Annotated in this window: 12 protein-coding genes; 8 read left to right on the top strand and 4 right to left on the bottom strand. The window is 47.6% G+C overall.

Annotated features, from left to right (window positions below; translation table 11 throughout):
• Window positions 1–91: 91 nt before the first annotated feature.
• Entirely contained in the window at window positions 92–955 is an 864-nt protein-coding gene (locus DWX00_RS17755) for a carbohydrate ABC transporter permease (protein ID WP_117510366.1), read from the bottom strand.
• Window positions 956–967: 12 nt separating this feature from the next.
• On the bottom strand, window positions 968–1,903 hold the full coding sequence (locus tag DWX00_RS17750; RefSeq protein WP_118595914.1) for an ABC transporter permease: 936 nt from the start codon (window positions 1,901–1,903) through the stop codon (window positions 968–970).
• Between the two features lie 364 nt (window positions 1,904–2,267).
• On the opposite strand from DWX00_RS17750, the gene DWX00_RS17745 reads away from it, so the two are divergent.
• The 4 genes from DWX00_RS17745 to DWX00_RS17730 all read left to right on the top strand — a co-directional run bounded on the left by DWX00_RS17745 (window position 2,268) and on the right by DWX00_RS17730 (window position 8,906).
• Window positions 2,268–2,981, top strand: coding sequence for a response regulator transcription factor (locus DWX00_RS17745; protein ID WP_118595913.1), 714 nt, complete (start codon window positions 2,268–2,270; stop codon window positions 2,979–2,981).
• On the top strand, window positions 2,947–4,707 hold the full coding sequence (locus tag DWX00_RS17740; protein WP_118595912.1) for a sensor histidine kinase: 1,761 nt from the start codon (window positions 2,947–2,949) through the stop codon (window positions 4,705–4,707). Before DWX00_RS17745 ends, DWX00_RS17740 begins: the two co-directional genes overlap by 35 nt.
• A gap of 90 nt (window positions 4,708–4,797) precedes the next feature.
• A complete protein-coding gene (locus DWX00_RS17735; protein WP_118595911.1) occupies window positions 4,798–5,889 on the top strand; it encodes a glycosyltransferase family 2 protein in 1,092 nt (363 codons plus the stop codon).
• Window positions 5,886–8,906: a YfhO family protein gene (locus tag DWX00_RS17730; protein WP_118595910.1), complete on the top strand. Its 3,021-nt coding sequence runs from the start codon at window positions 5,886–5,888 to the stop codon at window positions 8,904–8,906. The genes DWX00_RS17735 and DWX00_RS17730 overlap by 4 nt, the downstream gene beginning before the upstream one ends.
• A 39-nt stretch (window positions 8,907–8,945) precedes the next feature.
• Here the strand turns inward: DWX00_RS17730 and DWX00_RS20625 are convergent, their stop codons facing one another.
• Window positions 8,946–9,158: a DUF6783 domain-containing protein gene (locus tag DWX00_RS20625; protein ID WP_334294805.1), complete on the bottom strand. Its 213-nt coding sequence runs from the start codon at window positions 9,156–9,158 to the stop codon at window positions 8,946–8,948.
• On the opposite strand from DWX00_RS20625, the gene DWX00_RS20620 reads away from it, so the two are divergent.
• The 4 genes from DWX00_RS20620 to DWX00_RS17710 all read left to right on the top strand — a co-directional run bounded on the left by DWX00_RS20620 (window position 9,078) and on the right by DWX00_RS17710 (window position 11,397).
• Entirely contained in the window at window positions 9,078–9,251 is a 174-nt protein-coding gene (locus tag DWX00_RS20620; RefSeq protein WP_308054139.1) for a DUF6783 domain-containing protein, read from the top strand. The genes DWX00_RS20625 and DWX00_RS20620 overlap by 81 nt on opposite strands.
• Window positions 9,242–9,634 (top strand): VOC family protein, encoded by a 393-nt coding sequence (locus DWX00_RS17720; RefSeq protein WP_055227805.1) that lies wholly within the window; start codon window positions 9,242–9,244, stop codon window positions 9,632–9,634. The genes DWX00_RS20620 and DWX00_RS17720 overlap by 10 nt, the downstream gene beginning before the upstream one ends.
• A gap of 358 nt (window positions 9,635–9,992) precedes the next feature.
• Window positions 9,993–10,271, top strand: a complete 279-nt coding sequence (locus DWX00_RS17715) for a helix-turn-helix domain-containing protein (protein ID WP_055227803.1) — start codon at window positions 9,993–9,995, stop codon at window positions 10,269–10,271.
• Window positions 10,258–11,397, top strand: a complete 1,140-nt coding sequence (locus DWX00_RS17710; RefSeq protein ID WP_117812988.1) for a type II toxin-antitoxin system HipA family toxin — start codon at window positions 10,258–10,260, stop codon at window positions 11,395–11,397. The genes DWX00_RS17715 and DWX00_RS17710 overlap by 14 nt, the downstream gene beginning before the upstream one ends.
• Before the next feature lie 209 nt (window positions 11,398–11,606).
• Here DWX00_RS17710 and DWX00_RS17705 read toward each other — a convergent pair whose 3' ends face one another.
• Window positions 11,607–13,430 carry a S8 family peptidase gene (locus DWX00_RS17705; protein ID WP_118595909.1) on the bottom strand — a complete coding sequence of 608 codons (1,824 nt, stop codon included), beginning with the start codon at window positions 13,428–13,430 and terminating at the stop codon, window positions 11,607–11,609.
• Between the last annotated feature and the right edge of the window lie 40 nt (window positions 13,431–13,470).

Raw genomic sequence — 13,470 nt, 5'->3', positions numbered from 1 at the left:
TTAAAATGGTTTATGTCATCCTGCACTCTTGCTTTCGCCTGGCAGGAATAAACATCATCTTTTTCTAAAAATTTTTTAATACTGTTTTTTATCAGTCTTTAACAGAACCAAGTGTCATACCGCCGATAAAGTATTTCTGAAGGAACGGATATACAATAACGATCGGCACAGTTGCTACAATCGTTACGGCCATACGTACGGACATTGGTGTTACGGCCGTCTGTACATTGGTTCCTGCATGAACGTCCATTTTCATGGTCGCCTGGTTCATAATCTCATACAGTTTGTACTGCAGAGTCGGGAGTTTTTTCGCATACAGGTAAGTATCCATGAAGGAGTTCCACTGACCTACTGCATAGTACAGACCTACGGTTGCGATAACCGGTTTACAAAGCGGCATAACGACTTTATACCAGATCTGAAAATCGTTTGCTCCGTCGAGCTTTGCTGCCTCCTGCAGAGCCATCGGCAGTCCGTCGATATAAGAGCGGACCAGAATCATATTATAAACCCACATCAGACCAGGCAGAATGTATACCATGAAGTTATTGCCCAGCTTTAAGGTACGGATAATCAGAAGGTATTCCGGAATCATTCCGCCACCGACATACATGGTAACAACGAACAGAAGCTGGAATGGTTTGCGGAGTACGAAGTCTCTGCGGCTTAATGTGTAAGCAACCATCGAGGTACATACAATACCTACGATTGTTCCGATGATGGTTCTTGTTACAGAAATCACAGCCGGCATTGCAATGCCGCCGTCTTTAAATACATATTTATAGTTGCTTAATGTAAACTTTCTCGGAATGATGAAGTTTACATTCTTAATGGTATCCGTAGAATCGTTGAACGAAATCGCCAGTACGTTCAGGAACGGATAAATGGTGATGATGACGAGGAATACGAAGATTACCGCCAGTACGTAGTCAAATTTTTTTGCTTTCTTGTTCATATTCGCGTCCTCCTACATAAGTTTATCTTCGCCTACCAGACCGGCAATCTTATTGGCGATCAGCAGCAGGGTAACGCTGACTGCAGACTGGAATACACCGATTGCGGTACCAAGACCGTAGTTGCTGTTTCCGATACCTCTCTTATAAGAGAACCAGGAAAGTACCATCGTGTGATCCTCAACCAGCGGGTTACTAAGAAGCATCTGACGCTCCATACCTACGTTCAGGGCGCCACCGATACTCATAATCAGCAGTACGATGATGGTCGGTCGGATACCCGGCAGAGTGATGTGCCAGATCTTCTGCAGACGGCTTGCACCGTCCATATCAGCGGCCTCGTAAAGACCAGGATCAATACCTGCCATGGCGGACAGATAAATAATTGCGTTCCAGCCAACCTCTTTCCAGCAGTTAATCAGGATAATGGTTACCCAGATAAGTGGTGAGTTGGAACTCATCAGGTGCAGGTTCTTGCCGAAGATACTGTCAACAACACCGCCGTCGTTGAAAATATTCTTTGCAATACTTGCAATAATAACCCAGGATACAAAGTGCGGCAGATAAGAAATGGTCTGCGTTACTTTTTTGAACTTCATAAAGAACATCTCGTTCAGAAGAACCGCAAATGCGATTGCTGCGATCGTTCCAACCGCGATGTCAAGGAAGCTTACTCCCAATGTGTTGATTAATGTCTGTGTGAACAGACGGTCTTTGAATGCATCTGTAAAATTTTGAAATCCAACCCAGGTTCTCTCCCAGATCGGAAGTGCAAATGTCGCAGGTTTTACCTCCTGAAATGCCATGGTCCATCCCCACAGTGGAATGTACTTGAAGATAATCAGCCAGACTACAAATGGTACTGACATCACAAGCAGCCAACGCTGTTTCCACAAGATTGCAGGGGTAATTTTCTCTCCTTTTTTCTTTTTCATTTTTTCCTTCGCCATACTCCCCATCCTTTCCGTTGTTTTGTGCGTTTTTATTACGCATTTTCTTTGATTATTTGTGATGTTTACACTATATCAAATAAAATCCCCGTTTGATATTGTGTATTTTGTCCACTTATATTGACTTTTTTTATCTTTTTCCACATTTTCAGTTGCTATGGCAGGCATTTTTACTAATTTATATGCGTTTGTTTTTATTTTTTACACCAGCTTACAATTCTACCAATCAGTGTTTTTTTTTGTAAAAAAAGCAGGAAAACGTAATGGGGGATTACATTTTAAGAAAAATGTCAGTTTTTTATCCAAATAATCTCCGTTTTCTCTGCTATGATAAACACCATAGAACCAAGAGGGGAAAAACGAGATGAGCCAATACAACATATTAGTCGTAGACGACGACCGGGAAATCGTAAGATCTCTCGGCAAACTATTAGAACTGGAAGGCTACAGGGTAAAAAAAGCCTACAACGGCATGGAGGCACTCGACATCCTCATGACCGAACAGATCCATCTGATCCTGCTCGATGTCATGATGCCCAAAATGAACGGCCTTTCCGCCCTGATGAAAATAAGAGAAAAAAACAACATCCCGATTATCATGCTTTCCGCGAAAACCGAAGAGAGCGATAAAGTCATCGGACTTTCGATGGGCGCCGATGATTACGTGACAAAGCCGTATAATACCGCCGAACTCATGGCCCGTGTTAAATCCCAGCTCCGCCGTTACTTCTCCTTAGGCGCCGCAAACGGAACCACACAAAGCCAGGATATCCTGAAAAACGGCGGTCTGCTGCTGAACCGGAACACCAAAGAACTCCTGGTGGACGGTGAACCTGTTCGCCTGACCGCAACCGAGTACAAAATTATGGAGCTTCTGATGGAGCATCCCGGCTATGTATTCTCAGCCGAAGAAATCTACAGCCAGGTCTGGCAGGAGGATGCTTACAGCGTAGAAAATACCGTCATGGTTCATATCCGGCGCATTCGTGAGAAAATCGAAATTACGCCGAAAAATCCAAAATATTTAAAGGTGGTGTGGGGAATTGGATACAAAATTGAAAAAATTAACGGAGACTGAAAAACGCATCCTGCTGTGGATGCTTCTCGATCTTGCTATGGTACTGATTTTGTGCGGAAGGCTTCTGCGGAAATGGGCCAGTGAATTCGAATGGGGAATGTGGCGCAACATCGAATGGGGTATCGGCATTGGAGTGACGGTAGTCGGCGTTTTGGGCATAGCCGCAGCCTTGTATCTGGTATGGAAATTCCGAAAAAATACCGGGAACTCGAAAATGACTGCTTTTGCCGGCAGCGAACCGGAAAAAGCGGGAAAAACAGCAAAAAGCAGCGAAGGGGCAGCCGCAGATAAGTCCGAGACAGATGAAATAGAAAAATCCCGGCAGATGCAGTTTGAGGCAAGAGCCGCTGCGGAAGCAGAGAAAGAGCAGCTGTTTCTGAAAAAATCCGAAAAGGTGCCAAATGAGCTTCTGGTTCTTGTCGGAGGATTTGCTTTTTTCGGATGGCTTCAGCCGCTCCGGCACAGCTATGCCAGATACCGCATTGTTGCCGAATGGGGTACTGTAATAGAGTGTGTGCAGACAGGTCTTCTGTTTTTTGGAATCTGTGGCGTTTTCCTTCTCAGTGCCGGCATTCTTGTCTGTCGCTATGAAAAGAAACAACTGAGAGAAATGTCCTTTTTTTGCAGAGAAAGGAAGCGTTACAGAGATCGGACCAGCCTGGAACGGCAGCTTGCCGGTCAGAGTAAATGGCCGTTCCGTGTGGCACTGATTGCGGAACTTCTAATCGTGATTACCATGATCACCGGACTGATAAACGGAATGGATGGCGAGGTGCTGTTTGTCATTCTTCTCGGGCTGACCACGCTGATTTTAATTCTGTTTGCCTGGAAAACATACCGCAGTCGCCTGAACCGGGAGATGGGCCTTTTGATGGAACAGATCCATACGATGGCAGAAGGCAGCATGGAAAGCCGGATCCATGAAATATCCGAAAAATCCCTGCTGTATCCGGCGTTTGCAGAGCTGGAAAATATTGAGAGCGCTATGCAGAAGAGCGTAGAAAAACAGATGCAGGCGGAGCGTCTCAAAATTGACCTGATTACCAATGTATCGCACGATCTGAAAACACCGCTCACCTCGATGGTCGGCTATACGGATCTTCTGAAAAAAGAGGATCTGACACCGGCGGCACAGGATTACGTCGAAGTGATTTCTGTGAAACAGGAACAGCTAAAGGAGATGATCCAAAGCCTCTTCGAGCTCTCCAAATCGACAAGCGGAACCGAAAAATTCCAGATGGAAAAAATGGATATGAAACGGTTGATCGAGCAGACCCTCGCCGATATGGACGATGCGATTGCGCAGAGCAATCTGTCGTTCCGCACGGCGCTCGGAGATGAGCCACTGCCGTTCCTTGGGGATAATGGGAAAATGTACCGCGTGATACAAAACCTCGTGGAAAATATCCTGAAATACAGCCTGGGCGGAACGAGAGTTTACATTGACGCAGGGAAGGAAAAAGGGGAGATTTTCGTGACGATGAAAAACATTTCCGCCTATGAGATGAATTTTGAAGCGGAGGAAATGATGGAACGCTTTGTGCGCGGCGACGAATCACGGACGAGCGAGGGGCACGGCCTTGGCCTTGCGATTGCATCAAGCTACACGGCCAACATGGGCGGCCGCATGGAGCTTGCGGCAGACGGCGATCTGTTTAAAGTCATCCTGCGTTTCCCGGAGGCAGGCGAGGATTCTGCAGCGGGAGAAACAGCCACAAAAACCTGACTTGCATAAGAATGAGACAGAAGCGGGATTGCAGCAGGAAGGATCTGCAGAAGGATTCTGAGAGAGTATGTAATCCCCGGGAGGAAAAAAATGGAGACAATCAGTATTATCATACCATGCTACAACGAAGAGGAAGCAATTCCGGTTTACTACGAGACGATGGTACGTCAGATGGATGAGATGGAAGAACAGCAGAAGGTTCAGTTCGAGCTGATCTTTGTTGACGACGGCTCGAAGGATCACAGCCTGTTTGAGATGCGCCGGCTTGCGCAGAAGGATATGCGCTGCCGTTACCTCTCGTTTTCGAGAAATTTCGGAAAAGAGGCAGCCATGTACGCCGGACTGCAGGCGGCCAAAGGCGATTACGTAACGGTGATGGATGTCGACCTTCAGGATCCGCCGTCCCTTCTTCCGAAAATGTACGCGATGCTGCAGAGCGGCACCTGTGACTGTGTAGCGGCACGCCGCAGTTCACGGGAGGGCGAGGGAAAAATCAAATCCTTCTTATCAAATGCCTTCTACGGTGTGATCAACCGCCTTTCCAGAACAGAGATTGTAAGCGGTGCACGGGACTACCGTCTGATGAGCCGCAAAATGGTGGATGCCGTGCTGGAAATGAGTGAGTACAACCGCTTTTCCAAAGGGATTTTCGGATGGGTCGGTTTTCACACAGAATGGCTGGAATTTGAGCACGAGGACCGCTGCGCCGGAACATCAAAGTGGCCACTTCGAAAGCTCCTTGCGTACTCAATCGACGGCATCACAGGTTTTTCCGTAGCCCCGCTGTCACTTGCATCTGTCATGGGCGTGCTTTTTTTCCTGATTTCTATGATTCTGATCGTGTTCATCATCGGAAGAACGCTGCTGTTTGGCGATCCCGTTGCGGGCTGGCCGTCGATGGCATGCATCCTTTTTCTGGTGAGCGGTGTACAGCTTTTCTGCACGGGCATTGTAGGCATTTATCTTTCCAAGACATATCTTGAAACAAAGCACCGTCCGATCTATCTCTTAAAGGAGACGAGTGAAGAGACGGTCAAGATGCACAGTGTGCAGCCGGTGAAAAAGCAGGAGAGTGCTGCAAAGAGAAGAAAAGATACCCATACGGCAGAAAAGAAAAACGTGTATTTTCCAGAGTATGCCGACAAACGCCATGCGTCTGAAAGAGGAGAAATCCGGGCATGAAAAAGGAAATCTTAAAGGAAATAAGAGAGCCGGGAAAATCACGGAAAAAGAAAGGCCAGCCGAAAGGACGGCGGAACGGCTTCTTGGAAGGTCTTACCGGAAAGGATTTTACGGCGGCTGGTCTGTTTTTCTTTTCTTTGCTTTTGTGCCGGCTGTTCGTCCTGCAATACGGCGTATTCGGCTCCTCGATTGACTGGATTAGCCAGCACAGCACCCTTGCCGATTACTTCCGGAAGCGGTTTTACGCGACCGGAAACCTCTTCCCGGATTTCGCATGGAATCTGGGAGGAGGTCAGAATATTTACCATTTTGCCTACTACGGACTGCTGAGTCCGACCATGCTGTTATCCTACCTTTTCCCGTTCATCCCGATGGACCTGTGGGTGATGGGTTCCTCCGCGCTGCTGTATGCGGCGGATGCAGTGCTTTTTTATCAATGGATCAGCAAAAAGGGTCTGCATTACGGCAACTGTCTTTTTACATCACTTTTCTTTACGTGTTCTACCGCACTTCTATATCATTCCTATAATCAGCTTATGTTTGTCAATTATATGCCGTTTCTGCTGCTGGCTCTGCTGGGCGTGGACCGCCATTTTCAGAAGAGAAAGAGCGGTCTTCTGATTCTTTCCGTTCTTGGGATGATTCTGACCAGCTTTTATTTTTCTGTCGGCGGGCTGCTTGCGCTCACGGCGTATGCGGTGACGGAGTATTTGAAATGCGGTACAGAAAATGCTGCGTATGAAGCGGAACAGGAGAATCGAAAAGTGTCGCGGAATCAAAAGGCCGGGGTAGAGAAAAAGCAGATGGCAGGTGAAAAATCTTCAGGAACAGTTGAAGCTTTGGCGGGTTTGCGGAGCTTTTTTGGCGCAGCAATCCGCTTTGCACTTCCGGTCCTCGCAGGAATCCTTCTTTCCGGTATTCTTCTGATCCCATCGGCTGCAGCCTTGTTCGGCGGCAGCGGCGGGGGCGGACGCGGCACTGCAGCGGGCGGCATCGCAGGACTTTTTACCGATCCGGCGATGTGGAAACCGCAGTTTCTGATCCTGCGTCTCTGCTACACGCCGTATGGTATTGGCCTCTCCGCATTTGCGGGGGTGGCGCTTTTTGGCAGGGTGATCGGAAAAAGTCGGTTGCGTGAGAAACTGTTGTCCTTCCTTTTGCTGGTATTTTTTTGTATTCCCCTGTTCGGCTATCTGCTGAACGGCGGCCTGTACAGCAAAGATAAAGTATTCATCCCGTTTCTTCCGGTCCTCTGTGCAGAAGTCGGGCTTTATGTGGAAAACCAGCTTATCCGGAAGCGGGAGTGTGGAAAAAATCAAAGCACCGGGAATTTCAAGGGGAAAGCCATGACAGAGTTGCGCGAATTACTTCCGTATCTCATAGTCCTGATTCTGATATGGAATGCAAAGCAAGAGACGTACTTTGAACAATACTGGCATCTCGGCATACTGGATGTGTTCTGTGTGACAACATGTTATCTGGCATGGCGGTGGTTTCCGGTAAAAAAACGGCTGCGGGGCAGAGAGCTTCCGTTTCTGCCGCTCGTCTTTAGTGCTGTGATTCTTGTATTCGCCGGAAAAGCAATCAATCAGGAAAAGAATGTGATGATCCCGCGCAAAACGTATGAAGCTCTGACAGACAGCAAAATTGCAGCGGCTATTCGCGAGATCCGTGCGGAAGATCCCGGCTGGTATCGCATGGAGCAATATGGAGACGGCGGACAAAACCTTGCGAACGTCAACCGGATCTGGGATATCGGGCAGAATGTTTCAACGATTTATTCCTCGGCATACAATGCAGAATATAAGAGATTCCGGGACGAGACGTATGGGATTAATGAAGCCTTCCGCAACCGCATGATGCAGACGGTTTCTGATGATCCGCTGTTCTGGCAGTTCATGGGCGTGAAATATGTTCTGGCAGAAACACGGCCGGAAGGGTATGAACTGTACCGGGATTACGGGGACTTTCAGGTTTATCGTGCCATATCCGCAGCGCCGGTTGCCTACGTGACAGACCAGGTGGTTTCCGAGACGGAATACAAATCGTTACCTTATCCACAGAACCAGGAAATACTGGAGACGGCAGCCGTGATCCCGGATCAGGAAATGCGGAAGACAACAGCGGCAATCCCGGATCAGGAAAAATCGGCGGAATCTGTGGATAATTTCAGAGCCGCTGCAGATTCAGATACAAAGAATGGTTCTGTAGGACCCCTGTTTCACAGTTGTTTTCAGAAAGTGAACCTTGAAATTCCAGAGACCGATCAGGAAGATCTGCGCATTCAGAAGACAGCGGACGGATATGAGATTGAGACGAAAAAATCCGTGACCGTCTCAGCAACGCTGCCGGGTGCCGCAGAGGGAGCGACGCTGCTCGCCGTTTCTTTCGAGGTGGAGAATCAGAAAGCGAGTCATGATATGTTCATCCGCATCAACGGCCAGACCAACCGCCTGACCGGCATCAACCATACGTATGCCAATGGGAATACACAGTTTAACTATCTTGTAACGATGAAAGAAGATGGAACTGCATTCATTCGGATGGGAAAAGGCCATTATATCCTGAAAAATTTTGAGACATGGACTGGTATGGCACAGCCGTTGGAAAAAACGGAGCAGTTGTACAGTCAGGCGGTTACCCTGATTGGCGGAACAACAGCAACATACGGCGGCGACGGCATCACAGGTGTGGTTTCCGCGGAAAGAGACGGATACCTCATCACCAGCATTCCATACGATGAAAATTTTGTGCTGAAAGTGGATGGGAAAGAAACAATGCTGTTCCGCGCAAACACGGCATTTCTCGGCGCAAAAATCCCATCAGGCGAGCACAAAATTGTTCTTGTGTACCATGCGCCCGGACGGGCGGCTGGCAGTTGGTGCAGCCTGATGGGAGGAATGCTGGCACTCATCCTTGTGATCTGTGAAAAAAAGAAACAGCAAAACGGCAGCGAACGGGCAGGAGAGAGCAAAATGTTGCAAAAACAGCGGAAATATTATATCATCAGAGTGTAAAAATAGTTGTAGTGACACTTGGTGGAATGGAGCATATCTTTACAGCCGCAGGAAGAACTGGCAGCGTTTGCCCGGTTTGGAAACGCCGTTGCAAGCCTTTGTGTGGAGAAAAAAGGTGCTAGAGCGTGTCTGAAAAATCATTTCCGCAATCTGCAAGCTCCACTTTGCGGTATATTTTACCCTCATTCGGTTGCCGTAGCCCGCTACGCCGCCCTTATTCGGATAAAATCTCCCACGAACTGGGACTCGCAGCTCACGAAAAGCCTTTTTCAGACACGCTCTATTCCGGCCATGCCGGATCTGGCACAGGTAGAAAAAAGACTGGGGGATAAGAAATGGAATTAAGAGAGCAGTTAAATGGAATCCAGCATGTCGGTATTCCGACCAACGATATTGAGATGACGATTGCGTTTTATGAAAAGCTTGGATTTGAAATTGCATTCCGCACCGTAAATGAGGCGGCGGATGAGAAAGTGGCATTCTTAAAGCTTGGAACACTTGTGATCGAAACGTACGAAAACAAAGCTGCAGCACTGAAACCCGGAGCAATCGACCATGTGGCGATTGACGTAAAGAATATTGAAAAGGTTCACGAAATGATTACCGGGGCCGGTCTGAATACGACGCAGGATGAAGTACATTTCCTTCCGTTCTGGGAAAATGGCGTCCGTTTCTTCACGATCGAAGGACCAAATAAAGAAAAAGTGGAATTCAGCCAGTATTTGTAACGATTCCAAGCCATGCGAAATGGAAGAAAAATCGCGAATCATGCTTGCATGAATATCCGTTTGACCAGCAAAGCCTCTGCCGGAAAGCAAAATTTTTGCCCGGCAGAGGCTTTTTTACTTACTCTGAAACAAATACTACCGGATAGTCAAAAAAGCGCAAATTATCCCTATAGAGTAAAGGAGATGCAAAATTTATCTGCAGTTACAAAAACGGGGTGGAGTTTTTATGGAAACAGGGCAGGAAATCATTGTGCTTTCTGCACGTGAGTGGTAAAATAGAATAGATAATATATAATCTGTTTTGAATAAAAACAGGATATTTTAGATAACATATAATCTGTAACAAGAAGGGGAAAAAATGGAACAATTTATATGGGAAACTCCGGAAGAACTGGATCAAAAACTTGCGCAGCGAGTGAGAAAAATCAGAAAGAGACGTTCAATTACGCAGGAAAAATTAGCATCTATAAGCGGAGTGAGTTACGGCTCAATCAAAAGATTCGAAACGACAGGACAAATTTCCCTGTTATCTTTAACGAAAATTGCAATCGCACTGGATCTTGCAGATGAGCTCAGAAATATTTTCACGCAGGTACCGTATAAAGATATTCAGGAGGTTATCAATGAAACAAGATAAAGTACTGCAGGTGTGTTATGAGGATCAAACGGTGGGAACATTAGCTATGACGGCAGACCACAAAGTGGCATTTCAGTACAGTGATGAATGGCTGGAAACCGGATTTTCGATCAACCCATTTTCATTGCCTTTGCAAAAACAGGTATTTGTTCCAGTTAAGGATCATTTTGAAGGATTATTTGGGGTTTTTGCGGACAGTCTTCCAGATCATTGGGGCAGATTACTGTTGGATCGCCTGTTACGGGCACATAAACAAAATCCGGATGAACTGACCGTACTGGATCGTCTGGCGATTGTGGGCACATCGGGGATGGGAGCGTTGACATATCACCCGGAAAAGAATTTTCCAGAGGAGCAGAGCAGTGCAGATCTGGACAAACTAGCGGAAGAGTGTCAAAAGATACTGAATACAGAGTATTCGGATAAACTGGACGAATTGTATCTGCTGGGAGGTACCATCGGCGGAGCAAGACCTAAAATCATGACACCCATTGATAATGAAGAATGGATTATCAAATTTCCAGCGCATGTGGACGGAAAAGATGCAGGAAAAATGGAATATGACTATTCCTGCTGTGCCAAGGCCTGCGGAATTATGATGAGTGAAACGAGATTGTTTCCATCAGAAAAATGTAAAGGATATTTTGGAACTAAAAGGTTTGACAGGAGAAACTGTTTGAAAGGGAAAAAGAAAGTGCACATGTTGACGACAGCTGCAATTCTGGAATTGGATTTTGAGCAGCCAAGTCTGGACTATCATGGATTAATGAAACTGACAAAAATCATGACACGCAATTGCGATGAAGATGTTGAAAATATGTTCCGCCGAATGTGTTTCAATGTTTTTGCACATAACAGAGATGATCATTCGAAGAACTTCACGTATTTGTACGAAGCAGACGAAGATAAATGGCATTTAAGTCCGGCATATGATCTTACTTACAGTAATACGTATTATGGCGAACATACTACGTCAGTAGATGGAAATGGAAGAAATCCAGGCAGAAAAGAGTTACTGGCGGTAGGAACTGGTGCAGGGATGAAAAAGACAAGGTGTGAAGAGATCATAGACGAAATTGAGAAAAAAGTAAAGGAAATGTTGGAAGAATATCTTTTGGGTAAGTGATTCTCTTTGCATTCAAAAAATTTTAAACAGCAAGTTATTAACAGTTAAATAAAAAAGAGTTGCCAGACAAATGAACACTATAAGTACCTTGCTACGAGTTTTATTTTCGTAGCAAAGTACAAGATAGTACAGAGATAAAAATATGTCTCATTTGTCGTTTAACTCTTTACATTGCGCTTTTATTTCTTCTATCGAATCCTTCAATAACTTTAATCTGGCAGGCTACTTTCTAAACAAAGTCGTCCCCATCCCACCCGCCTGTTCGGGTATTCGCTCTCGGATGCGATGGGTTTTGTGCCTGCGATGAGATAAGCTTTCAGCTTTTCACCATATAAAAACGGGTCATTTCCGCGCAGAATGCCCCATTCCATCATAAGCGCGGCGCTTCCCGATACAAAAGGCGTGGCAAACGAGGTGCCGGTGAAGGAAGCATAGCCGCCGCCGGAACGGGGAGCTGGGATATTGACACCCGGGGCGGCGAGATCAGGTTTAATTTCGTGGAGAATACGGGTATAGCCGCGGCCGGAGAAGCTGGCATAGGAGGAAAGGCGGGGATCGTAGGCACCGACCGTGATGGCGGAGCGGGCGGTGGAAGGGATGGTGAGTGTGGTGTCGGCAGTGGGGGAGAAGAAGCGGGTCTGTGAACCGACGGCGTTTCCGCCGGGAAGCCAGAGGTCAAAGGAACCGGAGATCAGGCGGCCGGGGGTGAGACGCAAGGTCCAGATGCCGTTTTCGACGGACAGATGGTTTCCTGCGCCCTGAAAGGTCAGGTAAATTTCCTGCGCCTGGCTGTAGGGGGATGGCATGCCATAAAACAGGAGAAGTTCTGTCGGACCAAGCGTCAGACGCGCCGTGCCGAGGACAGGAGAGAGCGTGCCGGAGCGGATGCCGCCGGGGGAAATCAGTTCGATCGAGATTTCATCCCCATAAACCTTCCAGATCTGGAGACTGAACGAGGATTCATAAGCACCGACCTGAAATTCAACGGAGACAGCGCGGTCAGCCGTTGCCGAGACCGCAGACGTCGCAGCCGGATCAGATGTCGCACGGACTGTTTGCGTCTGACCGGACGACTTGCGATCCGACTTTAGGTTCCCGGCATAATGGCGTCCGGTATCCCCTTCATTTCCTGCCCCGATACAGATCACGTTCTGCCCTAAATTTGACACTGCATTCAAATACGTTTCAAGTAAGGAATCCCCGCTGTGCGAACCGTAATTATTCCCGAAGCTCAAATTAGTCACAAGCGGCCGCTCCACCAGAAGTGCATATCTTACGCAGAAATCCACCGCCTGCAGCAATTGCGATGTCCGCGGCAGATCCGCCGGATCAGGATTCCCAAGCTTTACGACCACGAGTGTTGCTTCCGGTGCCACGCCCCGCATGGCCGCATCTGCCGAGGATCTCCCATTTCCCGCTGCGATTCCGAGCACCGCTGTCCCATGCCCCGTCACATCGCGGGACGGCACGAGGGCAAACCGTTCTTCCGGCGTAGAAGATGCAAGTGCCTCATTGATCTGCTGCCGTGTATATACCGACCCAAGAGCATACCCCATCGGAGGATTCCCCGGAATCGTCTGATCCCATAAAATTGCAATTCGGCTTGTCCCGTCCGGTGCGCAGAAATCAGGATGCGCATAGTCCACGCCTGAATCAATGCATGCAAGCAGCACCCCATTCCCAGACAGACCCATAACCCCCTCCTGCACAGGCGTAATACAGGATATGCTCCGCACAAATGCATCTGCGAAATAAAGTAATTTCGGTTTCTCCAGATAGGTAATCTGCGGCAGTCCTGTCACGTAATCCATCAGGGACTCCGGAACCAGAAGAATGGCATACGAAAACAGCAGCAGCGTCACACGAACTCCCTGCTCCTCCAGAAAAGCCAGGTCTCCCTGATACTGTACAATTACTTCCCATGTTTTGCTGTAAGAGTTATAACCTGCCGAAAGCTCCGGCACACGCCGCCGTTCGACTTCCGTTGCGGCCAGCGCAAGGTTCAACAGGTTTTCCCTTTTTTGATCAATCATTACAAAAACTCCGTCCAAAATGTTGTTAAAATCTATTCCG

The organism is Blautia sp. AF17-9LB (assembly GCF_003479185.1).
GTDB classification, from domain to species: domain Bacteria; phylum Bacillota; class Clostridia; order Lachnospirales; family Lachnospiraceae; genus Fusicatenibacter; species Fusicatenibacter saccharivorans.
This window is presented reverse-complemented; position numbering and strand designations above follow the sequence as displayed.